This is a genomic window from Roseibium sp. QJM3NY_11 (genome assembly GCF_056173175.1).
This window is the reverse complement of sequence record NZ_CM149660.1, coordinates 1741014-1763900: the sequence shown is the minus strand read 5'-3', so window position 1 is coordinate 1763900 and position 22887 is coordinate 1741014. Positions and strand designations below refer to the sequence as shown.

23 protein-coding genes are annotated in these 22887 nt (G+C 62.2%); 15 read left to right on the top strand and 8 right to left on the bottom strand.

The window, feature by feature from the left end; all coding sequences use genetic code 11:
- Window positions 1-7: 7 nt before the first annotated feature.
- Window positions 8-1042 carry a permease gene (locus AC0VX3_RS08055; RefSeq protein ID WP_475524269.1) on the top strand — a complete coding sequence of 345 codons (1035 nt, stop codon included), beginning with the start codon at window positions 8-10 and terminating at the stop codon, window positions 1040-1042.
- Between the two features lie 62 nt (window positions 1043-1104).
- Here AC0VX3_RS08055 and AC0VX3_RS08050 read toward each other — a convergent pair whose 3' ends face one another.
- Window positions 1105-1767, bottom strand: a complete 663-nt coding sequence (locus AC0VX3_RS08050) for a L,D-transpeptidase (protein WP_475524268.1) — start codon at window positions 1765-1767, stop codon at window positions 1105-1107.
- Between the two features lie 277 nt (window positions 1768-2044).
- Window positions 2045-3118, bottom strand: coding sequence for a YeeE/YedE family protein (locus AC0VX3_RS08045; protein ID WP_475524267.1), 1074 nt, complete (start codon window positions 3116-3118; stop codon window positions 2045-2047).
- A gap of 126 nt (window positions 3119-3244) precedes the next feature.
- Here AC0VX3_RS08045 and AC0VX3_RS08040 point away from each other — a divergent pair, with 126 nt between their 5' ends.
- Window positions 3245-4183, top strand: coding sequence for an MBL fold metallo-hydrolase (locus AC0VX3_RS08040; protein WP_475524266.1), 939 nt, complete (start codon window positions 3245-3247; stop codon window positions 4181-4183).
- Between the two features lie 46 nt (window positions 4184-4229).
- Here AC0VX3_RS08040 and AC0VX3_RS08035 read toward each other — a convergent pair whose 3' ends face one another.
- The 3 genes from AC0VX3_RS08035 to AC0VX3_RS08025 form a co-directional block, all read right to left on the bottom strand.
- The gene (locus AC0VX3_RS08035) at window positions 4230-5336 is read right to left on the bottom strand and encodes a YeeE/YedE family protein (RefSeq protein ID WP_475524265.1); all 1107 of its coding nucleotides are present in this window, start codon (window positions 5334-5336) and stop codon (window positions 4230-4232) included.
- A 163-nt stretch (window positions 5337-5499) separates the two neighbouring features.
- On the bottom strand, window positions 5500-5850 hold the full coding sequence (locus AC0VX3_RS08030) for an ArsR/SmtB family transcription factor (protein WP_475524264.1): 351 nt from the start codon (window positions 5848-5850) through the stop codon (window positions 5500-5502).
- Between the two features lie 93 nt (window positions 5851-5943).
- Window positions 5944-6318, bottom strand: a complete 375-nt coding sequence (locus AC0VX3_RS08025) for a thioredoxin domain-containing protein (RefSeq protein ID WP_475524263.1) — start codon at window positions 6316-6318, stop codon at window positions 5944-5946.
- A gap of 91 nt (window positions 6319-6409) precedes the next feature.
- Here AC0VX3_RS08025 and AC0VX3_RS08020 point away from each other — a divergent pair, with 91 nt between their 5' ends.
- The 11 genes from AC0VX3_RS08020 (at window position 6410) to AC0VX3_RS07970 (ending at window position 16834) form a co-directional block, all read left to right on the top strand.
- Window positions 6410-7144 (top strand): cytochrome c biogenesis CcdA family protein, encoded by a 735-nt coding sequence (locus AC0VX3_RS08020; protein WP_475524262.1) that lies wholly within the window; start codon window positions 6410-6412, stop codon window positions 7142-7144.
- Between the two features lie 32 nt (window positions 7145-7176).
- On the top strand, window positions 7177-7785 hold the full coding sequence (locus AC0VX3_RS08015; RefSeq protein ID WP_475524261.1) for a SoxW family protein: 609 nt from the start codon (window positions 7177-7179) through the stop codon (window positions 7783-7785).
- A gap of 178 nt (window positions 7786-7963) precedes the next feature.
- Complete coding sequence (gene soxX / locus AC0VX3_RS08010) at window positions 7964-8443, top strand: sulfur oxidation c-type cytochrome SoxX (protein ID WP_475524260.1); 480 nt, start codon at window positions 7964-7966, stop codon at window positions 8441-8443.
- 23 nt (window positions 8444-8466) lie between these two features.
- Window positions 8467-8916 carry a thiosulfate oxidation carrier protein SoxY gene (soxY, locus tag AC0VX3_RS08005; RefSeq protein WP_342892678.1) on the top strand — a complete coding sequence of 150 codons (450 nt, stop codon included), beginning with the start codon at window positions 8467-8469 and terminating at the stop codon, window positions 8914-8916.
- Between the two features lie 30 nt (window positions 8917-8946).
- The gene (gene soxZ, locus AC0VX3_RS08000; protein ID WP_475524259.1) at window positions 8947-9273 is read left to right on the top strand and encodes a thiosulfate oxidation carrier complex protein SoxZ; all 327 of its coding nucleotides are present in this window, start codon (window positions 8947-8949) and stop codon (window positions 9271-9273) included.
- 100 nt (window positions 9274-9373) lie between these two features.
- Complete coding sequence (soxA, locus tag AC0VX3_RS07995) at window positions 9374-10174, top strand: sulfur oxidation c-type cytochrome SoxA (RefSeq protein WP_475525155.1); 801 nt, start codon at window positions 9374-9376, stop codon at window positions 10172-10174.
- Window positions 10175-10416: 242 nt separating this feature from the next.
- Window positions 10417-12111 (top strand): thiosulfohydrolase SoxB, encoded by a 1695-nt coding sequence (gene soxB / locus AC0VX3_RS07990; protein ID WP_475524258.1) that lies wholly within the window; start codon window positions 10417-10419, stop codon window positions 12109-12111.
- Between the two features lie 45 nt (window positions 12112-12156).
- Window positions 12157-13443 carry a sulfite dehydrogenase gene (gene soxC, locus AC0VX3_RS07985; protein ID WP_475524257.1) on the top strand — a complete coding sequence of 429 codons (1287 nt, stop codon included), beginning with the start codon at window positions 12157-12159 and terminating at the stop codon, window positions 13441-13443.
- The gene (locus AC0VX3_RS07980) at window positions 13427-14548 is read left to right on the top strand and encodes a c-type cytochrome (protein ID WP_475524256.1); all 1122 of its coding nucleotides are present in this window, start codon (window positions 13427-13429) and stop codon (window positions 14546-14548) included. The genes soxC and AC0VX3_RS07980 overlap by 17 nt, the downstream gene beginning before the upstream one ends.
- Before the next feature lie 35 nt (window positions 14549-14583).
- Window positions 14584-15507 (top strand): c-type cytochrome, encoded by a 924-nt coding sequence (locus AC0VX3_RS07975; protein WP_475524255.1) that lies wholly within the window; start codon window positions 14584-14586, stop codon window positions 15505-15507.
- Window positions 15508-15556: 49 nt separating this feature from the next.
- Window positions 15557-16834 (top strand): FCSD flavin-binding domain-containing protein, encoded by a 1278-nt coding sequence (locus tag AC0VX3_RS07970; protein WP_475524254.1) that lies wholly within the window; start codon window positions 15557-15559, stop codon window positions 16832-16834.
- 428 nt (window positions 16835-17262) lie between these two features.
- Here AC0VX3_RS07970 and AC0VX3_RS07965 read toward each other — a convergent pair whose 3' ends face one another.
- The 3 genes from AC0VX3_RS07965 to AC0VX3_RS07955 form a co-directional block, all read right to left on the bottom strand.
- Complete coding sequence (locus tag AC0VX3_RS07965) at window positions 17263-17826, bottom strand: YbhB/YbcL family Raf kinase inhibitor-like protein (protein WP_475524253.1); 564 nt, start codon at window positions 17824-17826, stop codon at window positions 17263-17265.
- Complete coding sequence (locus tag AC0VX3_RS07960; protein WP_475524252.1) at window positions 17823-18830, bottom strand: YHYH protein; 1008 nt, start codon at window positions 18828-18830, stop codon at window positions 17823-17825. The genes AC0VX3_RS07965 and AC0VX3_RS07960 overlap by 4 nt, the downstream gene beginning before the upstream one ends.
- Window positions 18831-18905: 75 nt before the next feature.
- On the bottom strand, window positions 18906-19547 hold the full coding sequence (locus tag AC0VX3_RS07955; RefSeq protein WP_475524251.1) for a PEBP family protein: 642 nt from the start codon (window positions 19545-19547) through the stop codon (window positions 18906-18908).
- Window positions 19548-19752: 205 nt separating this feature from the next.
- Here AC0VX3_RS07955 and AC0VX3_RS07950 point away from each other — a divergent pair, with 205 nt between their 5' ends.
- On the top strand, window positions 19753-20436 hold the full coding sequence (locus AC0VX3_RS07950) for a response regulator transcription factor (protein WP_475524250.1): 684 nt from the start codon (window positions 19753-19755) through the stop codon (window positions 20434-20436).
- Window positions 20414-21769: a sensor histidine kinase gene (locus AC0VX3_RS07945; RefSeq protein WP_475524249.1), complete on the top strand. Its 1356-nt coding sequence runs from the start codon at window positions 20414-20416 to the stop codon at window positions 21767-21769. The genes AC0VX3_RS07950 and AC0VX3_RS07945 overlap by 23 nt, the downstream gene beginning before the upstream one ends.
- Window positions 21770-22887 lie beyond the last annotated feature (1118 nt).

Genomic DNA, 22887 nt, shown 5'->3' with positions numbered 1-22887 from the left:
GGCAGACATGAACACCCGGCAATCGATCCTGACCGACAAGCGGCGGTCCCGGTGGCGCCTGACCATTGCCGCGGGGCTCGCCCTGACTGCCCTGCTGGCCGGTCTGTGGCCGGACTTCTTTTCCGGCATGATGGTTTCGGTGATCCTCGGTCTGGTCGAGGTGGCTCCCATCGTCCTGTTGGGTATCGTCTTGACCGCATGGATCATCGCCAGCGGCGCCGACAGTCACGTCGCCGGTGCGTTCGAGGGCCGGACGCTGCCGGCCATCGTGATTGCTTCCACCATCGGCGCGCTGACACCGGTCTGCGGTGTCACCGTTCTGCCCCTGATGACCGGCCTGCTGGCCGCCGGCATTCCTCTGGCTCCGGTGATGGCTTTCTGGCTGTCGTCACCGGTGACCGATCCGGCCATGCTGGCAACCACGGCGGCAACGCTCGGGCCGGCTTTCGCGGTCGGCAAGACGCTGGCGGCGTTTGCCCTCGGGATCTATGGCGGAACCGTCACGGCGGTGCTATCGGGGAAAGGTGGCGGCGACCCGGTACTGCGTGAGACCGGTCTGGCGAAACGGTTGGCCGCACCTCGGTGCGGACCCGCAAGAGCCTTCACCCCGGTCGTCTGGAAGGATGCCGACAGGCGCCGCCTGTTCGCCGGTCAGGCCATTGCCACCACCCGCCTGATCCTGCTGTGCCTGATTCCGGCGTTCGCCGCCGAATACGCCCTCAACGCGGCGCTGACACCCGGATCCCTGGCGGCCTACGCGGGGGCGGACAAATGGTGGTCCATCCCGGTTGCCGTGCTGATCGGCGCGCCCGCCTATATCGATGGCTATGCCGCCCTGCCCCTGACGCGCAGCCTCATCGACAACGGAATGTCTCCCGGGGCGGCACTTGCCTTTCTCGTCTCCGGAGGCGTCGTCAGCATCTGGGGCGCGGTCGTGATCTTCCCGGTTCTCAAGTTGCGGCCATTCCTGCTCTACCTGCTGCTGGCGGTCACCGGATCGCTTTTCGCCGGCTATGCATTCGAATGGCTGTACCGGGGATGACCCGGCCCCGGCCACTCTCGGCCGTTCTGACGATTATGGCCGGTCCGGACCGTTTTGGCCGATCAGCCCAGCACCACGACCTTGGTTCCCAGGCTCACCCGGTCGTAAAGATCGATGACGTCCTGGTGCCACATGCGGATGCAGCCGCTGGAGGCATTGGTGCCGATACTGCTCGGCTGATTGGTGCTGTGAATGCGGTACAGCGTGTCCTTGTTGCCCTGCCACAGGTAAAGACCGCGGGCGCCGATCGGGTTGCGCGGCCCGCCGTCCTGGCCGTCCCGGTATTTCTCCAATTTGGGATCGCGCTCGATCATCTCGTCCGGCGGAAACCATTTCGGCCATTCCCGCTTGAAGCGGATCACCGCCTCCCCCTTCCAGGCGAACCCGGCCCGGCCGACCCCGATCCCGTAGCGGATCGCGCGTCCCCCCGGCTGGGTCAGATAGAGAAACCTGTTTTTCGGATCGACGACAATCGTGTCCGGCGGATATTTGCTCGGATAGTAGACGACCTGCCTGAGATATTGCGGATCGAATTTCTGGTACTGGATCCCGGGAAGGGAAAATCCCCCGTCGGTCACGGGCGCATAGGCCGACGCGTAATCCGGTGTGCCGTCCGCAAGGGGCGTCAGGCCGGCTTGCAATATCGAGCTTTGCTTGCTCTGGCAGCCTGCCAGAAGCAGCCCGACCCCCGCTGCAAATGTGCGGCGGTTCATCATCAACGCCATGTCGCGTCCTTTCAGCGCTCCTGTACCGGCCTCGCGGCGGCGTGGAAACGCACGGTCAATAAGTTCAAAAAGCCAAGGAACTAATCACTCTATCCTGCAGGGAAGGCAACATGATTATGGTAAACAGGCGCTTAACGGCAGCGACCGGGCGCAAGCACCAATTGCTGGCCGTCCCGGCCTTGAGCCGGGACCCTCCCCTTATGCGAATTGGTCCCGGCTCAAGAACGGGACGGCAGACGCGAAGAAAGCTTGGCGGTCGACCGCTCCGTCGGCCCGGTTATTGCGCCGCCTGCAGGCGACCGGTTTCGATCCCGCTGAGCACCCGGTCGGTGAGACCCGCCGAAAACCAGATCGCGGTCAGCGTGATCCAGGCCGTGACCGCGAAAATGGACGCTCCGGTGATGCCCGCGCCGACGGCGCAGCCCCCCGCCAGCATGCCGCCAAATCCCATCAGCGTGGCGCCGGTCAGATAGCGGGCCATCGACCTGCCACCCTCGAAGCCCTGCAGTTTCAGTTCGCGGGTCAAAAGCGCGGCCAGGAAAGACCCGAGGAAGACCCCCGGCACCAGCCCGATATCGAAATCCAGCACGTCGCCCGGCGGCGACAGCAGCAGCATCAGCGTGTCCGCCGACGGTCCGGTAAAGGTGACCCCTTCCACCTGAACAGGATCGAAGGCCTGCCGCGCCATGGACGACGTGAACCACCAGGCAAGCGGGATCGCAAGGCCGGCACCGACGGCCGCAACCGATTGCCAGAGCTTCAGTCTGGCGCGCCAGGCAAACACCAGCCCGGCGGCAAGCCAGAGGCAGGCGAACGCAATCGTCATGGCGGACGTCAGTCCCAGATGGGCGGCCAGATCGTTGCCGCCGATATCCCCGGTGGTCCACAGGCCCGCGAGCCATTCGCGCAGCGGCCGGAACAGGCCGCGCAGGCTCGCCTGCGCGATCACGGCAAAGACCAGACCCGACAGCAGCGCGCGCAGGTTTCCAGTCGCCGACAGCACCAGAAGGCGGCTGGCACAGCCCCGTGCGAGCACCATGCCCGTCCCGAACATCAGCCCGCCCAGCAACGCGCCCGACAGGCTTTGAGGCGAGGCCAGTTGACGCGCCTCACTGGCCTGAACCTCATTGATCGCGGCAAGGACCTGGGTCACGAGAACAGCGGCGGAAAACGCCAGCAGCCAGACCGGCAGGCGGTCATTCGGCGTGCCTCTTGAAAACTCCAGACTGGCCGCGCGCAGGCAGAACCGGCTTTGCTGGGCGAAAGCGCCGAACAGAACACCGACCACAAGGCCACCAAACGCGAGCAGCCAGGGTTCGGAGATCGCCTCCAGCAGGAATGTCAGATCCATCGCCCCCTCCAGAACGGCCGCTTCGGCAACCGGAAGGGCTGTTCTGCCTCATTTCCGGCCATGAGGCATTGACCTCTCTCAAGGAAACATAGATAAATTCAAAAGTTTGAATATGTGGAGGAAGACATGTCCGGATCATCGCGCAAAGACCTTTCCAGGCGCTCCGTTCTCGCAGGAGGACTGACCGTGGCGGCGGCCGGACTGGCCGGTGCGGCGCGCACGGCGTCCGCCGAGGCACAGCTGACCCTCGGCGATCACGACATCACGGTGTTCTCGGACGGCCACCTGTCGCTGCCGATGAATTTCGTCCTGCCCGAACAGAGCGAGGAAGACATCGCCGCCCTGCTGAATCCGCACGGCATGGCGACCAACATGCTGACCCCGGACTGCAACGTCACCCTGCTCAGGACAGGAGACCGTGTGGTGCTGTTCGACGTTGGCGCAGGGGCCAACTTTCAGCCGAGTGCGGGCGAACTGCCGGGCAAGCTGGAAGACGCCGGGATCGATCCTTCGGAAATCACCGACGTCGTCCTGACCCACGCCCATCCGGATCACCTGTGGGGCATCCTCGATGATTTCGACGATCCGTTTTATCCGGAGGCCAGCATCTGGGTACCCCAGGGCGAATGGGACTACTGGCGTGCCGACGGCACGCTGTCCGCGACGCCGGAGGAACGCAAGAGCTTCGTGGTCGGCGCCCAGTCACGCTTCGAGGTGATCGAGGATCAGGTTTCCATGATCCGCCCCGGACAGGAAGTCCTGCCGGGCGTGGAGGCCGTCGACACCGCCGGCCATACGCCCGGCCACATGTCCTATGTCATCCACGGCGGCTCGGAAAGCGTCATGGTCATCGGCGACGCGATCACCAATTCGGTCATCTCGTTCGAAAAACCGGACTGGGCATCCGGATCCGATCAGGACCGCGACATGGGCATAAAGACTCGCAGGCAGCTCCTGGACCGTCTGGCCCAGGATCGCATGCGGGTGATCGGGTTTCATTTCCCCCACCCCGGCAGTGGCCGCGTGGAAAAAGCCGGCGGCGCCTACAGGTTTGCCGCCGGATGAAACTCCGGTGAATCAATCCGTTTAACGACCCCGGGGAACGAAGGGATTATTCCGCGGCGGCCTGACGGGCTCCGTCATGGCTGCGGCGGAACACGCCGCGAACCGATCCTTCCAGAAGCCAGGCAAGACCGACCCTGGCGCCAAGCGCCATGGACACCATCACGACCGGCGCGGAAATGGCGAGTGTCGAGAACCCGGTGATACCCTGGCCGACGGTGCACCCCATCGCGAAGACGCCGCCGACCCCCATGAACGTGCCGCCCAGAATGTGCCGGCCGAGTTCGCGGGCGTCGTCACACGCCTCCCAGCGAATGTCCCGCTTCCACAGGGCTGCGGCGACGGCGCCAAACAGGGTGCCGACGATCAGCCCGACGCCATAGTCGGGCCAGGTGCCCGTATAGGTGATCAGTTGCAGGATGGTGTCGCCGACCGGCACGACAAACGATCCGGCCTCGATCTGCACCTCCTGGAAGGAACGCGCAGCAACAAAGGTGGTCGCCCACCAGCCGAAGGTGATGACGCTTCCGATAATCACGGCAGCCAGAATGCTGCTGCCCTGCCTGCGGTAGGCGGCCGACTTGAAGATCCAGAAAAGCCCGGCCAGCGCGATTGTGACCGCCAAGGCAGTGCGCAGATCGAGGCCGGTCCAGGCGGACAGGATGTCGCCCATCGACTGGCTGCCGCTGCCCGCCAGGGACACGGCCAAGTCGTCGACAAGCGGAACACGCAGGACCCCGACAATGCCGCGCTGCGCGGCAAGGGCGGACAGGCCGATGACGGTCAGCACCACCAGCGCCCGCAGACTGCCGCCGCCCAGGCGCAACACGGCCCCAAAGCCGCAGGTGCCGACCAGCGCCATGCCGATCCCGAACATGAAGCCGCCGAGAATGGCTCCGGTCCAGGCAAATTCGGGGGACAGATAAAAAGACGCACCTATGTCGGCCAGCCCGAAGGCGGCCAGTACCTGGGTGCCGATCAGAGCGGAAACCGAGGCCAGAACCCAGGTCCTGAGACTGTTGCCGTCCCCCGCATACCAGTAGCGCTCGAGCGCAGACAGCGTGCAGAAGTGGGTCGCGCGGGCGGCAAACCCCAGAACGCATCCCGCCAGCACCCCCAGGAGCGGCGCCAGCAGCACCGGATCCGAAACGATCATGCCCGTTTTCCCTCCCACGGTGGTGACCTGAACAAAGGTGCCAGGCCACGTTTTCCGGCCGCCGCGTTGACACGGCTTGTGTGAAAGAGCCTAACAGGCGGCGAAATCAGCGGCAATCGCAGTCGATGCTGCAGCGCACCCGGCCGCGTGACAGGACACCGTGTCACTCGGCTTTCGGCCGGACATCCTTGCAGAAAAGCTCGTACAGGCTGGTGATGATCGAATTCACCTCGTCGTCCATGAGCTTGTAGTAGATCATGCGGCCGTCACGGCGCGACTGGACCAGGCCTTCCAGGCGCAGCCGCGCGAGCTGCTGCGAGACGGCCGCCTGCGGCATGGTCAGGATGTCCTCGATCTCGGAAACGGATTTTTCCCCTTCCGACAGCAAGCACAGGATGACGAGCCGGACTTCATGCGACAGGGCCTTCAGAAGATCGCTGGCTTTGCGCGCCTGCGCCAGAAGCTGGTCGAGGTCCTTCTTATTCATGTCTTTGTCGAAGACCGGTAAGTCCATGAACGCCTTAAACTCCATCCACGCGCTGCGCCGCGCCGCACAATACGGAACATCCCTGATACATGCCCGATGTTCTTGCCCGGATCAACAAGATCAGTTGATCTTTTCGGGAAGCTTTTCAAGCATGTCCGACAGCAGGGGCCAGAAGAAATGCGCGCCGGGATACCCCCGCAACCGGCCGTATTCAACCCCGTCCGCCACAAGTATGAAAGTCGGCGTGAGCCGCTCGCGCGCAATCCCGGACAGATCTTCCGGCCAGGCGCCGGTTATGTCGACCCGCCGCAACGGCGCCGTCTTGCCCTCTTCGGTCTTCGGGTAGGCAACACCGATGTCCTCGTTCCAGCGCTTGCACCAGACGCAGCCCGGCTGCTCCAGCATGATCAGCTCCGCAGCCGCCGCGGGCAGCGCAACCAGACACCCCGCAATCAGGGCTCCGGCAAGTGCCGGAAAGCGATTTGTGAAGGCCATTTTGCCATCTCCGAATTTCTCTGATTGCAATATATAGTATTTTTTGAATATTTTAAAGCATCCGAGCTCGAGACTCACAGGGAGGTGATGAATGCTGGATGTTTCTCTCGGCGGGGCGTTTCTGGCCGGGCTGCTTTCTTTCGTCTCGCCCTGTGTGCTGCCGATCGTGCCGCCCTATCTGTGCTATCTCGCTGGTGTCAGCGTCGACGAACTGAAGGGCGATGCCGCCACGGCGGAGACCGGCCGGCGCGTCATATTCGCCGCCATCGCCTTTGTCTTCGGCTTCACCGTGGTGTTCGTGGCCCTCGGCGCGACAGCCAGTGTCGTCGGCCAGCAGATCGCCCGCTACTACGACGTCCTGTCCTATATCGCGGGCGCCATCATCATCCTCATGGGCCTGCACTTCCTCGGCGTGCTCCGTCTCGGCCTGCTCCTGCGCGAGGCCCGTGTCCATGTGGAGAGCAAGCCGGCGGGCCTTGCAGGTGCCTTCCTCATGGGGCTGGCCTTCGCCTTCGGCTGGACGCCCTGCGTCGGTCCGGTCTTGGCCGCCATCCTGTTTGTCGCGGGCTCTTCCGGCTCGGCCTGGCAGGGCGCCGGCCTTCTGGCCGTCTACGCCCTGGGCATCGGCCTGCCTTTCGTGCTGGCCGCGGCGTTCGCAAGCCGGTTTCTGAAATTCGCCGGCCGGTTCCGAAAACACATGGGCACGGTTGAAAAGATCATGGGTGGCTTCCTGGTCCTCACCGGTCTGCTGTTCATCACCGGCCAGATGTCCGCCATTGCCTTCTGGTTGCTCGAAACCTTCCCGGTTTTCATGCAGATCGGCTGACATCAAAAGAGTTCTATTGGGAGGATTGTGACATGCGTATCTGGAAATATCTGATCCTGGCACTCGAGATCTCGGTCGCGGTCGGCACGACGGTCCTTGCCGCTACGGCCTTTGCCGCCACCATGGGTGAAGACGGCCTGCACAAGCAGCCCTGGTTCACCGTGACCTTTCGCGACATCGCCGAGGACATCGAGACCGCCTCGGACGAGGGCAAGCGCCTTGCCATCATTTTTGAACAGCGCGGCTGCATCTACTGCCGGCAGATGCATGAAAAGCTGCTCTCCGACCCGGAAGTGAGCGACTACATCAAAGAGAATTTCATGGTCGTCCAGTACAACATGTTCGGCGACGAGGAGGTGATCGACCTGGACGGCGAGGAGCTGACGGAAAAGACCGCCGCGCGCAAATGGGGCTATGTCTTCACCCCCACCATCGTGTTTCTTCCCGAGGACGTGCCGGCGGACGGAACCGTCTCGGACGCCGCCGTCGCGACTATGCCGGGCGCCTTCGGCAAGTGGACTTTCCTGAACATGTTCCGCTGGGTTCATGACAAGGGCTACGACAGCGACGAGCATTTTCAGAAGTATCATGCCCGTATTATCAATGAGTTACGGGAAGAAGGCCGGCTTGGATCCGAGTAGCTGCGGGTCTGGACCCGGCAATCCGGAGCATGCTAGTAAAAAGACCTATTGCATAACATATGCAAAAAATCATATCTTTTAATATGAGGAGGACAGGCAGGCTCGGGAATCGGACCTGCCGCAGAAACGGAACCGGGCCGGAACCGGACGTTTCGCTTTGAGGAGGAAAGCCGACACAATGACGAAGGTCGCGACATTCAAAGCCTTGCCGGCGGCACTGGCCGGCATGGCTCTCATGGCCGCATCCGTGGCATCCGCCGGAACGGTGGCACCCGACAGTGTCCCGATCGTGGACATGGAACTCGGCCAATCGCTGACGGGAGCCCCGGGTGACGCGGTTGCCGGGCGGGAAGCCTTTGCCGACCGCAAGCAGGGCAACTGCCTTGCCTGCCATGCCAACGCCGATCTGAACGACCAGTTGTTCCACGGCGAAGTCGGTCCGGTTCTGGACGGCGTCGCCGACCGCTGGAGCGAAGCCCAGCTGCGCGCCATCGTCGTGAACAGCAAGGACGTGTTCGGCGAACAATCCATCATGCCCGGTTTCTACACCATGAAAGTGGGCATCAACGTTGCCGGGGATCACCAGGGCAAGACCATTTTGAACGCGCAGCAGGTGGAAGACGTTGTCGCCTACCTGCTGACACTCAAAGAAAACTGATCTCGGGTTTCAAGGAGCAAGAGATGACCTTTACCAGACGCCAAGTTTTCGGTCTGACGGCAGGCGCCGCGACCGTACTGGCATTCAATCCCACGCTTTCGTTCGCCATGACGGACAAGACGGATGCCGCCATCAAGGCCTTCACCGGCGGGGCGGCCCCGACAGAAGGCACCGTGTCCCTGGACACGCCTGAAATCGCGGAAAACGGCAACACGGTTCCCGTCGGCGTTTCTGTCGACAGCCCGATGACGGCCGACAGCTATGTCGAATCCGTTCTCATCCTGGCGGACGGCAACCCCAGCCCGGCCGTTGCCACCTTTCATTTCACCGCGATGAGCGGTGCTGCGGAAGCCAAGACCCGGATCCGGCTGGCCAAGACCCAGGACGTCATCGCTGTCGCCCGGATGAACGATGGCTCGACCTTCATCGACCGCAAGGAAGTCAAGGTCACCATTGGCGGCTGCGGCGGCTAATCGAACGGATCAGGACACGAAGGACACACCATGGCATCCCCCAAACCACGCGTGAAAGTGCCCAAGAAGGCATCTCAAGGCGAAGTCATCACGATCAAGACCCTGATCAGCCATCCGATGGAATCGGGTCAGCGCAAGGACAAGTCGGGTGAACTCGTCCCGCGCCAGATCATCAACAAGTTCACCTGCGAATTCAACGGACAGGTTGTCTTCAGTTGCGACATGGACCCGGCGGTTTCCGCCAACCCCTACATGGAGTTCAACGCGAAGGTGAATGAACCGGGCACGTTCAAGTTCACCTGGGTGGACGACGACGGCAGCGTCTACGAGACGGAGAAGAAGATCGCTGTTGAATAGGGCGCGGGACAACCATCCGCGCAAATCGGGAGGAGACGATTTGGCCAAGACATACAAAAGCATAGCCACCCTGTTCACGGCGCTCGCGCTCGGAACGGGCATGGCGCTGGCCGGGGGGCCATCCGAAGACAAGCTCGTCATCGACGGGGAAATGGAAATCAGGACGCGCGTCGCGGCTCCGGAAGATCATCCGCTGGATGAGATCATTTCCGGCTGGCACTATCGCACGGAAGAAACCCGCGATCTCGAGGCGGACAGCTTTCAGAACCCCGGCATGCTCTATGTGGAGCGCGGCGAGGAAATCTGGAACACCGCGGACGGAGCCGCCGGCAAGTCCTGTGCCTCCTGCCACGAGGACGGTGCGGAATTCCTGAAAGGGCTGGGCGCGACCTACCCCAAATGGAACGCCGACGCCGGCAAGCCGTTCAACATCGAGTTGCAGATCAACCAGTGCCGCGAAGCCAACATGGAGGCCAAACCCTACAAGTTCGACGCGGCCGACCAGAAGGCGCTCACCACCTATATCAAGCATCAGTCGATTGGCATGCCGGTGGAAGTCGATCTGACCCAGGGCGACATGAAGGCCTGGTGGGATCAGGGCAAGGAAGTCTACTACACCCGCACGGGACAGTTGAACCTGGCCTGCGCCACCTGTCACGAGGACTACAACGGCAACTACATCCGCGCCGATCACCTCAGCCAGGGCAATGTTAACGGGTTCCCGACCTACCGCCTGAAACAGTCGGCGATGGTCTCCCTGCACAACCGTTTCCGCGGCTGTATCCGTGACACACGGGCAGAGTTTCCGGCGGCCTTCTCGGACGAGCTGATGGCCCTGGAGGTCTATGTGACCTGGCGTGGAACGGGCCTGGACGTTGAAACACCGGCGGTTCGCCAGTAGGCGCACCCGTCCTTTCCGGCGCGGACACAACTGCCGCGCCGGCTCCCTTGCCGCCAGTTCAGGGGTCCGGATCAGGAATTTCAGATCACGGGCATCGGGCGGAAAGACCAGTCATCATCCCGCCTTCGGGATCTTGGAGGCGCATGAGAGATCGTGCGCCAACGGGAAAACAATGCGCAATTTCAGCAGGCCTGACCGGCCTGCAAGCCGATAGATCCGGCCAGCAAATGGAGTGAATGGGTATGTTCTCGAGACGTGAGTTCCTGATGGCGGCGACGGCGACGAGCGCGCTGCTCGGCTCCGGCATGGCGGGATCCTGGTCGCGGCTGATGGCGCAGCAGGCGCTCACCGAGGACCAGTTGCTGACCATGGAGCCGGCCGGCCGGCTCACGCTTGTCCATATCACCGACATTCACGCGCAGCTCAAGCCGATCCATTTCCGTGAGCCGTCCATCAATCTCGGCATCGGCAACGTCGCCGGCAAGCCGCCCCATGTGACCGGGGCCGATTTCCTCAAGCTCTACAATATCGAGCCGGGCTCGCCGGATGCCTATGCGCTGACCTCCGAGGACTACGTCGCGCTCGCCCGGACCTACGGCAAGATGGGCGGCATGGACCGGGTCGCCACCGTGATCAAGCGGATCCGCACCGAGCGCGGTGCCGACAATGTCCTGCTTCTGGACGGCGGCGACACCTGGCAGGGCAGCTACACGTCCAACGAGACGCTCGGCCAGGACATGGTCACTGTGATGAACGCCCTGGAGCCGGACGCCATGACCGGCCACTGGGAATTCACCTACGGCACCGACCGGGTTGAAGAACTCATCGAAAGCCTGCCGTTTTCCTTCCTGGGGTCCAACATCTACGACAACGAATGGGACGAACCGGCCTTCGAGGCCTGGAAGATGTTCGAACGCGGCGGCGCCAAGGTCGCCGTGATCGGTCAGGCGTTCCCCTATACCCCGATCGCCAACCCGCGCTGGATGATCCCCGGCTGGTCCTTCGGCATCCGCGAGGAAGACATCGCCAAACACGTCGCCGAGGCCCGCGACGAAGGTGCGGAACTGGTGGTACTGCTGTCCCACAACGGCTTCGACGTCGACCGCAAGCTGGCCTCGCGGGTCGACGGCATCGACGTGATCCTCACGGGCCACACCCACGACGCCCTGCCCGAACCGGTGATCGTCAACGACACGCTGGTGATCGCCTCCGGCTCCAACGGCAAATTCGTCTCCCGGCTGGACCTGGACATCAAGGACGGCAAGCTGGCCGGCTATGCCTACCGTCTCATCCCGGTCTTTTCCGACATCATCACCCCGGACGCCGGCATGTCCGCGCTGATCGACGAGGTCCGGGCGCCCTTCGAGGACCAGCTTTCCCGCGTGCTCGGCAAGACCGAAAGCCTGCTCTACCGGCGCGGCAATTTCAACGGCACCTTCGATGACCTGATCTGCCAGGCGCTCCTGTCCGAGCGCGACGCCCAGATCGCGCTGTCCCCGGGTTTCCGCTGGGGCACCACATTGATACCGGGCCAGGACATCACCTTCGAGGACGTCCACAACGCCTGCGCCATGACCTATCCGGCGGCCTATCGCTCGACCATGACCGGCCAGACGCTGAAGGACATCCTGGAGGATGTCGGCGACAACCTGTTCAACAAGGATCCCTATTACCAGCAGGGCGGCGACATGGTCCGCGTCGGCGGCATGGGCTACACGATCGACCCGAACAAGGCGATCGGCGAACGCATTTCCGCCATGACCCTGCTTGCCACGGGCGAAGCCATCGATCCGGCGAAAGACTATGTCGTTGCCGGCTGGGCCTCCGTGAACGAGGACACCGTGGGCCCGCCCATCGACGAGGTCGTCGAAGCCCACATTCTCAAGAATCCCGTCGTCAGCCTGCCGGACAACCAGTCCGTCAAACTGGCCGGCTGACCGCATTTCCAAGCAAATCCTGAGGACACCCCCAAGGACACGATCATGAGTGATACCAAGGTTTCCCCACCCTCAAGTCTTTCCCGCCGTTCCCTGCTGAAAGCAGGTCTTGCGGCCGGCGCCGGTGCCGGCGCGGTCGCCGGCTCCGCTGTTGCCGCCCGCGCGGCGGGAGATCCCCTGATTACCGAGATCCAGGACTGGAACCGGTATCTCGGCGAAGGCGTCCAGGCGCGGCCCTATGGCGTGCCGTCGGAATTCGAGGCCCATGTGGTGCGCCGCGACGTCGAATGGCTGACGGCGTCCACGGAAAGCTCGATCAACTTCACGCCGCTTCATGAACTCGACGGCATCATCACGCCCAACGGCGTGTGCTTCGAGCGTCACCATGGCGGCGTAGCGGAAATCGACCCGGCGGACCACCGGCTGATGATCAACGGCCTTGTCGACACGCCGCTGGTGTTCACCATGGAGGACCTGAAACGGTTCCCGCGCGAGAACAGGATCTATTTCCTGGAATGCGCCGCCAACTCGGGCATGGAATGGCGCGGCTCCCAGCTCAACGGCTGCCAGTTCACCCACGGCATGGTCCATTGCGTGATGTATACCGGCGTGCCTCTGAAACTGATCCTGGAAGAGGCCGGCATCAGGACCAACGCAAAATGGGTGATGCCCGAAGGCGCCGATGCCTCCGCCATGACCCGGTCGATCCCGATGGACAAGGCGCTCGACGATTGCCTTGTCGCCTTCAAGATGAACGGCGAGGCCTTGCGCCCGGAACAGGGCTACCCGCTGCGCCTGGTCGTTCCCGGCTGGGAAGGCAACATGTGGGTCAAGTGGCTGCGCCGCCTCGAAGTCGGCGACGAGCCGTGGCACCAGCGCGAGGAAACCTCCAAATACACCGACCTTCTGGATACCGGCAAGGCCCGCCGCTTCACATGGGTGATGGATGCCAAGTCGGTGGTCACCAACCCGAGCCCGCAAGCCCCTGTCCCCCATGGCAAGGGCCCGCTGGTCATCTCCGGCGTCGCCTGGTCCGGCAACGGCCGCATCACCCGGGTGGATGTCTCCATCGACGGCGGCCGCAACTGGAAGACCGCCCGCATCGACGGCCCCAGCCTGCCGAAGGCGATGCATCGCTTCTATCTCGACATCGACTGGGACGGCTCCGATCTTCTGATCCAGTCCCGGGCCATGGACGAGAGCGGCTTCTATCAGCCGACCAAGACCGAATTGCGCGCCGCCCGCGGCGAGAATTCGATCTACCACAACAACGGCATCCAGACCTGGCATGTCAAAGCAGACGGGACGGTGGAAAATGTCGAAGTTTCTTAAATCAATCTGTCTCGCAACTGCTCTTGCCGCCCTGCCCGGACTTGCTGTCGCGGGCGATGCCGCCAAGGGCAAGAAGGTCTTCAAGAAATGCGCCGCCTGCCATGCGGTCGGCGACAACGCCAAGAACAAGGTCGGCCCCCAGCTCAACGACGTGTTCGGCCGGACGGCCGGCGCACTCGAGGGCTACAAGTATTCCAAGGCCATGATCAAGGCCGGCGAGGAAGGCCTGGTCTGGGACGAGGCCACCATGACCACCTACCTTGAAAAGCCGAAGGCCATGATCAAGGGCACCAAGATGGCCTTTGCCGGTCTGCGCAAGGAAGCCGATCTGGACAACATCATCGCCTATCTGGCGACCTTCTCCAGCGCAGCACCGGCCGCGCAGGAAGAAAGCGCTGCCGAGCCGGAAACCGATGAAGACAGCGAGGCCACGGCGGTCACGGCCGCTCCGGCGGCAGCTCCGGCAGCAGCTCCGGTCTCGGCAACCCGTGACGGCGGCGTGTTCGGCCTCGGCCGCAAGGCAACCGATGACGAGGTCTCTGCCTGGGACATCGACATTCGTCCCGACGGCCAGGGGCTGCCCATCGGCTCGGGTACGGTCGCGGACGGCGAACCGCTCTATACGGACAATTGCGCGGTCTGTCACGGCGACTTCGGCGAAGGCGTCGGCCGCTGGCCGGTGCTGGCGGGCGGTCACGACACCTTGACCGACGAACGTCCGGAAAAGACCATCGGCTCCTACTGGCCGTATCTGTCGACCGTCTACGACTATGTTCGAAGGGCCATGCCCTACGGCAATGCGCGCTCGCTCTCCGATGATAACGTCTACGCCATCACCGCCTATCTTCTCTATCTCAACGACATCGTCGAAGACGAGGATTTCGAGCTCTCCAACGAGAACTTCGTTGAAATCCGCCTGCCGAACGAAGACAATTTCATTGCCGACGACCGTTCGGAAGAAGAGCAATATGCGCGCAAGGGCGATCCCTGCATGAGCGACTGCAAGGCGGAACCCGTCAGCATCACCATGCGCGCAAGGATCCTCGACGTGACCCCCGGTTCCGTCGACGACAATGACGCCTCGGGGCTTGGAGGCGTCGACTGATCTGACGTGACCTGACGGGTTTGGGAGGGCCCTCAATGGACGGAGCGAAACGAACCGAACCCCTGAAAGCGCTCCTTGCCGGGAGCAGGACCATCGCCGCCTTGCCATGGCACGGCCCGGTGCCGTCCGATCTGACTGCAACCGCCGTTCAACCCCGGACCTCCCGCCTTGCGCCCCTCTCCCCCCTGAAGGGCGGAGAGGGGCGCAGGCGGAAAGGCACTCTCCTCTCTCGGGGCCTCGCGATCGCAAGAACGGCTCTCACACGCGCCTTGTCCCTGCTGGCACTGGCCATCCCCGTCCTTTTGCCGGTCCAGGCCACCGCCGAAGAAGGCAACCCGGTCAAAGGCGAGCAGGTTTTCAGGGCCTGCAAATCCTGCCACCAGGTCGGCGCGGAAGCCCGCAGCGGGGTCGGCCCGCATCTGGACGGATTGTTCGGCCGCCAGGCGGGGGTGCTGGACGGCTTCAAGTATTCCGGCGCCATGAAGAAGCTCGGCAAGGACGGGCTCGTCTGGAACGATTTCACCCTTGATCAATATCTGGAAAAGCCGCGTGCCTATGTGCCCGGAACGCGCATGTCCTATCGCGGCATGGCCAGCGAGGACGACCGCTCCGACGTGATTGCCTATCTGAAGGCCCTGTCCCGGGAAGCTCCGGCGGCGGACCAGAGCGAGGCAGAGGCCTCCCGGCCCGAACTCGGCGCGGCAGCAATGCATCTGGACGGCGATCCGGAGTTCGGCGAATATCTGGCCAGCGAATGCGTCACCTGCCACCAGGTTTCCGGCCGGGCCGACGGCATTCCGTCGATCGTCGGCTGGCCCAGGGAGCCGTTCATCCGGGCCCTGTTCGAATACAAGTCAAACATACGCAGCCATCAGGTCATGCAGAACATGACCACCAATCTCGGCAACGAGGAAATCGCAGCGCTTGCGGCCTATTTCGGCTCTCTTGATCCACAATAACAACACTCCGGGGAGCCTCCCGCCGCGCTGCACATCTGGGAGGAAGACAATGCCAATTATCTCACGCCGCACCTTCGGTCTGATGGTCGGGGCCGGAGCCTCGACCCTGGCGATGCCCTATTACGCCCGCGCCCAGGGCAAGCCGCGCGCGGTCGTCATCGGCGGCGGCGCCGGCGGCGCGACAGCCGCCCGCTACATGGCCAAGGACGCAGGCGAGGATCTCGACGTCACCCTGATCGAGGCCAACCCGCAATACACGACCTGTTTCTTCTCCAACCTGTATCTCGGCGGCTACCGCGACTTCGATTCCATCACCCACGGCTATGACCGGCTTGCCGGCAACTACGGCATCACCGTCGTCAACGGCATGGCCGCGGCCGTCGACCGGGACGCCAAGGAAGTCGTGATGGCCGACGGCTCGAAGGTGCCCTTCGACCGGCTGATCGTGGCACCGGGCATCGACCTGATCTACGACAGCGTCGAAGGCTATTCGGAGGCAGCAGCCGAAGTCATGCCCCATGCCTGGAAGGCCGGGCCGCAGACACAGCTCCTGAAGGCAAAGCTCGACGCCGTCGAGAACGGCCAGCAGATCATCATGGTCGCCCCGCCGAACCCCTATCGCTGCCCCCCCGGCCCCTATGAGCGTGTCTCCATGATGGCCCATATCCTCAAGGAGAAAGGCTTCAACGACACCAAGATCATCATCATCGATCCGAAGCCGAAATTCTCCAAGCAGGCGCTGTTCACCGAAGGCTGGGACAAGCACTATCCCGGCATGATCGAATGGTACGGCCCGGACGTGCATGGCGGCATCACCAGCGTCAATGCGGACACCGGCGCGGTCGAGACCGACTTCGACACGTTCACCGGCGATCTGGTCAACGTCATCCCGGCGCAGAAGGCCGGCATGATTGCCGCCAGCACCGGCCTGACCAACGACAGCGGCTTCTGCCCGATCGATCCGGCCTCGATGCGCTCAAGCGCGGATGACAACATCTTCGTCATCGGCGACGCCTCGATCGCCGGCGACATGCCCAAGTCCGGCTTTTCGGCCAACAGCCAGGCCAAGGTCGCGGCGATGGCGGTGCGCGGCGACCTGACGGGCTCGAAAGTGTTCCCGGCCAAATACTCCAACACCTGCTGGAGCCTGATCGAGACCAACGACGGCGTCAAGGTCGGCGCCCAATACGCCCCGGGCGACGACAAGATCGCCTCGACCTCGTCCTTCATCAGCCAGACCGGCGAAGACGCGGCCCTCCGCCAGGCCACCTACGAGGAATCCGTCGGCTGGTACAACGGCATCACGGCGGATATTTTCGGGAGCTGAGGGAAGTGAAGGGGTCTGCGGCCGGGTAGGTGCCCGGCCGTGGGGGGAAGCGTGCAAAGGCAGAGCATCGGGCGCCGAACGTTTGCTGCGCGTTCGTGCGAAACATATGCTGAGGTGAATTGACCTCGAAACTCAGGCTGAGACAAGGCGCTTGTTTCCGCGTCCAGGAATGATCCGAACGGGCCGAAAGCGGACTGGAGGATTGCGGGTCCTGTGTTCATCGAAGCGGACATTCACTTTGAACAGGCCGATGACCCTTTCCGGCCTCCGGACATTCGGGCCATGCCCTACGAAGGCCCGCTGTCCAAAGCCGTCATTGTGTCGAGGACTCACAATCAGAAAAGCCGCCTTACGCAGCAGCAAGGTCCGGCCCGCACCGCAGCGGGCTCTCGTTCAATCAGTCCTTGTCACACCTATTGCACAGGCGTCTAATTCCGAAACGTCAGGCTGCTTTGAGCGATCACCCTGCCTTTCAGGGCGGCGGTCATTCTTGCCCAATCAACTGCGCTGCTGTCGCGATGAGGCAAGGTTTCCGGAGCTGCCGTCAACGCAAAAAGCGTGATGGTGTATTCATGCAAGGCTGCCCCTGGAGAACACGGTGGCGTGTAACCCGTGAAGTTTCCATCCTTGTCGGACCCTTCATCTCCAAGCGAGCCGGGATTTCCCCTGGGGATCGCGCGCGTGTCGGCGGGGATGTTCCAGAGCAACCAGTATTGACCGGGGGCATCGCGGCCTTCGATTGTGCCGCGTGGATAATGATGCATGATCAGGGCAAAGCCTTTGGTGCCCTCGGGAGCACCTGCCCAGGCAAGCGGCGGAGAGACACCGTCGCCTCCATCCCGCACGCATTTCAGGTCGGCAGGAAGACGGTTCCCATCCTCCAGGGCTGGGCTTGTCAGATTGAAGAGGGCCTCTGCGGCGGCGCCCCCCGCGATGCCGCTAAGCACCGCAAGAAGCGACGTGATTGCCACGACCCGGAGCGGCGACCTCATCGGCAGAACTCGCCGGTTTGGATGTCGCCGCCATTGGTGACGGTTCTGGTCTCGAAATTGTAGCAGTTCTCGGTGTCTGATGGGCGGTAATGGATGTAATAGTCTTCCCCCTCATAGCTGTAATCCATACTGCGGCTGCCGTCTTCTTCCTGGGTGAAGATCAGGTTCTCGACGCCGCCCCGAGGAGGCCGCCCGGGGGCGGACCCACGACCCGTGGCGGCGTTGGTCAGCGGTGCGGTTCGGGGCAGTTCTCGCAGGTCTTCGACCTCTCCCATCAGGCACTGCACGATATAGGGGGCCTCTTCAGATGTGTGATAGCGATAGCCATACGTCTGGTCCGGCTGACCATTGCAGACGTCCAGCATGCCTTCGACAATCGGCGTGCCGTCGGGATTGTTGTCGCCGTAAATCGGGAAGCCGTCGAAGGCCCAGCCGATGATCGCGTCGTCGCCGGCGTTCTCCATCCGGGCAATCATGCAGACGGGTTTCATGTGGTAATGATAGTCGTCTCCGCGCCCCGCATGACCGCCGCAGATGTCGAGTTGCTGGGTCTGATAGGTGTCGTGCCGGGTTTGGTAATGGTAGAGATCTTCCTGTGCCATCTCGCCGCCGCCAGTATAGTCGAAAATCGGCACGCCATTGACCGCCACGCCAAGTGCAGCGTCACGGGTTTGCGGCGTGTCTCCCGGCACGGGCTCCAACGGGATTGGAGCATCATACTGTTTGGCGGGCACCGGCACCTGTTCGTTCGTGCCGACGATGCCGGTCATCAGATCGTGGTCGGGATAGGTGTCGGAAGAGATGATCGCCTTGCCGTCTTCACAGGTGACGGTAACGCTGTCGGAAAAGCCGGCTTCTTCGACCGAGGCCTTGACCGCATCGCACTGGTCCTGCACGCGGTGACTGTGATCTTCATGAGCCTGCGCCGGCGCGGCGAAACTTGCGGCTGAGCCAAACAGGATGGAGAGCATGCCAACGCCTTTGGCGGCAGAAAATTGTGTCATCGGAGGTTCTTTCGGAAAGGACTTCGGCGGCACAAGATCCGCTGAAGGAATGGAGCGTTCAGCGGTACAGGCGGGTTATTCGGCCGTCAGGCGGCACAGGACGGTGTTGTCCGTCTTCAGGTCGCCCCCCCAGATCAGCTTGGCGGACGGGACCCAGTCGACTTCGTCGTATCCGTCTTTCGGTCCGACTTCACGGGCGCTGTGCTCTGTGGCCGTGGTCCAGTCCGACGCGTCGAAGTCAGCTGTGTCCCAGCCCTCCGGCTCTTCGGTGATCTCAAAGCCGCAGACGCCTTCGCCCGCCACCGGATCGGTTTCGTCGGCGCAGGCGGTGTCCAGGGGGGCCTTGTGAACGACGAGGCATTGCCAGCCAGAATCCGACACCGCGACGAGCGCGCCATCAGCATCGTGAATCTGCACGATCGCCCCGCCATCGCCCATCTGCTGACGAGGGGTGCCGATATATTCAAGGCCTGTATCGTTTTGCTTGAAGTCCTTCATCTTCAGGCCGACCACGAAGGGCCGCTCGGCCTCGAAGATAAAGCTCTCCGCGTTGAAGGACCGTTCGGTTGTGATTGGCACGCTGTCTTCCGCAACCTGTTGCCCATCGACGCTCATGGAAAACCAGTTGTCCACCCAGACGTCGGCAGAGAAGGTTTCAGCTTGGGCCGCGCTGGCGAGGGCCACGCAAGAAGTCAGCATTGCGAGTTTGAGGCGCATGATCAGTTTCCTTGATTTTCGGGGCGCGAGGCCGCTTCTGCCATCCAGTATAGACACGCGGCTTTGCGGTGGCAGGAAGCGAAACTTACAAAGCTGTAAGGTAATTGCGCTTTGTCCTCGTGGACATTCACGACTAAGAATGAGGCGCGAAACGGCTGAATGTGTCCGGTGTCGGACCCGTCGCCTCTGAGAGTTGAGGCTGCAATTGAAAATCCTGCTGCTGGAAGATGATCTTGAGATCGGCGAGTGGGTGCGCGACGGGCTGAACCGTTGCGGCCATGTAATCGACTGGTTGCAAGACGGGCGCGAGGCGCTGGTCGCGGCGATGAGTACCGCCTATGACCTGTTGATCCTTGATCGCATGACCCCGGGGCTCGACGGACTGTCCGTGCTACGTGCCATCCGCGCGGCACAAAACAGCGTGCCGGTTCTTTTGTTGACGGCCCTGGGCGATGTGGATGACAGGGTCGAAGGACTGCATGCAGGCGCCGACGACTATCTGCCGAAACCCTTTGCCTTTTCGGAGCTTGATGCCCGTGTTGCCGCATTGGGGCAACGTCATGCCGAGTTGGACAACACTGAAGGTACCACCCTCGTCGCGGGTGATATCCAGCTTGATCTTCTCAAGCAGCGCTGCCTCAGGCAAGGCAAGCTGATCGATCTGAATCCAAAGGAATTTCGCCTGCTGGATACCTTTATGCGTTCGAACGGACGGGTGCTGACACGCGCTATGCTGCTGGAAAAGGTGTGGGACATGAACTTCGACCCCACCAGCAGTGTTGTGGAAACCCATGTCAGTCGCCTGCGCGCCAAGATCGAGAAGCCCTTTGGCGATGCGGTGATCAGGACAAGGCGCGGAGCGGGTTATGTTTTCGAACCGAAAATTTGACCTGATCTCCGTCTTGCGCATGTCGGCACTGCGCCAGGCCGTCATCATGACTTTGGCCTTTGTACTGATCGTCTTGGTCGCGGGCGGGATTGCGATTTCCGCCTTCGAGCGCGAGACGCAAAGGCGGATCGAAGATGATCTTCAAAGTCGGTTTGCAGAGGTGCGCGCCGACATTGACCGCCTCGGCTTTGATCTGGCCCGCTATCCTGATGCCAAGAACGAACGTATTGAATTTCGCCCCGGTCCCAGTGATATCCGGCCCGGAATTCACAATTCTCTGGATCTCAATTTGTGGTTCTGGACGAGCAACAGGGCCTCGTCGGCAGAAGGTCCTGATCCCGAAGGCCTTGAGGGTTGGATCTATCTGGCCGGTCCGGCAAAGGGTGGCCAGCTGATCGTTGCCACCGAACTGCACCGTCAGGATGACTTCCTGCAGATCATGCTGAAAACCATGGGACTTGTGGGGCTTGGCGCTGCACTTTCAGCTCTATGCCTGGGCCTCTATCTGGGCGCGCGGACGCAACGCCGGATCAATGCCATTTCCAGGGGCCTGACCGACTTTGGAGCCGGAAATTTGTCCGCACGCGTTGGAGGTCCCGCCCGGCGTGACGACCTTGGCGATCTGTCGCGCCAATTGGACACGACCCTGGATCAGCTCGACACGCTGATCCGACAGTCCCGTGATTTTGCCGGCAATATTGCCCATGATCTCAAAACGCCCCTGTCGCGACTGCGCATCCGGCTGGATCGTGCCTTGATGGCAAGCGAAGAAGACAGCGACAGCGCGACGGCCATCGAGGCGGCCATTGCGCAGACCGAACAGATCAACGCGATCTTTGATGCGTTCCTCCGCATTGCCAAGCTCGAAGCCAGAACGGCGCGTGCCTCTTTCTCGTCTGTGGATCTGGGGCAGTTGGCGGTCGAGATCTTCGAAACCTACCGCTATGTGATTGAAGCTTCGGGCCGGACCCTGGAGCTTGACAACTCCAACCCGGAAATCGTGCCCGGGGATCGCGTTCTGCTGTCTCAGGCGGTCGCCAACCTTCTGGAAAACGCAATCCGCCACACTCCCCGGGGGACGCAGATCTGGCTTTTGGCCCTTGGTCGCTCAATCGGCGTAGCCGATGCGGGACAAGGCATCCCTGCCGAAGAATTCGAGCACGTCACCCAACCACTATATCGCCTCGAACGCAGCCGAACCACCGAAGGCGCGGGGCTGGGTCTCTCCCTGGTAAAGACGATCGCAAATCTCCATGACGCGAAGTTGTTGTTCTCGAAAAACCCTCGGTTGCCGATGAATGCAGGGCTCTACGTGAAGATTGAAATGCCGTAGCCAGTCGCGTGACACTTGCCTGGCGTCACGAAAGAACTGTCATCACTCTACAACCCGAATTTGATCGAGCCGGAGACATCGCCCTGTCTGGGAACCGGTTTATGATGAAGGTATGGGAGGGCCTTGCACTGCCATACCTCCCGGAGGCCTTGGCTTTGCAAAGCTCCCTCACATTGCTGCCATTGGAGCATGACGCAGCGACTTCACGCTTCCCGCCCTTTACGCACGTCAGTGAAAAACGCAGCAAAAGACTGCTTCTCTGCCTCAACAGCTGCTGAAAAGCACCACGTTTCCGATCTCCGGCTTCAGGTCGCCGGTCTGCATGGAGGACGATCTGGACTTCCTGATCGTGCGGCAACCGCGACTGATGCGTTCCGCCAGATCGAGGTCTCCAACCGGTTGCGCAATCTGCCGACAACCTGCATCGTCAACAGCGTTCCTGGACAACCAGTCAGCTTGTCCCGTCCGAATTCGGCCACATCGACACAGCCTTCACCGACCCAACCGGCAAATCATCTCCCCCTCGAAAACAGGGCTGCGGCCCTTGCCCGGGCGAGTGCAGCACATGCTGGCGTCATCCCGGACAAGCGAAGCGCAGAGCCGGGGCCTGCTCGCAGGGCAATTTGTTGAACCGGTAGGAAGTTGGTCGGCGGCGTTTCTGCAAGTCATCCGCTCTCTGGAAATGAGTGGGCCCAGGCTCTCCCTCCGGTCGGCCGGGGTGACGCCAGCAAGTGCGGCAAATGTCCGGCCGACTGCGATGGCCCTGCCTTCAAATGCACCGGTCACGACAGGCAACCGGACCTGAAAAACAGGACATCCGCCCGCAATGTCACCATGACCGGATGCCCGATACGACTGCTCCGCCCGAAACTCCCCCTCAGCCCCAATCGCACAAAAACCGCTTTCAGGGTGACCGATTAAAATTTGTTCCATAGCCCAAATTTGGAGCAGGTGACCGGAATCGCCCACCATCCGGGATGTTTCCGGTAATGCCAAATTCTATGATAATACAATAATTTCAATATTTTAATTCAATACACAAGCCAGCAGAAGCCCGGCAATCCGGCACGCAGCCCCCTCCCGGCCCCGGCCCCTCCCGCCGTCGGCTGCCGCATTTT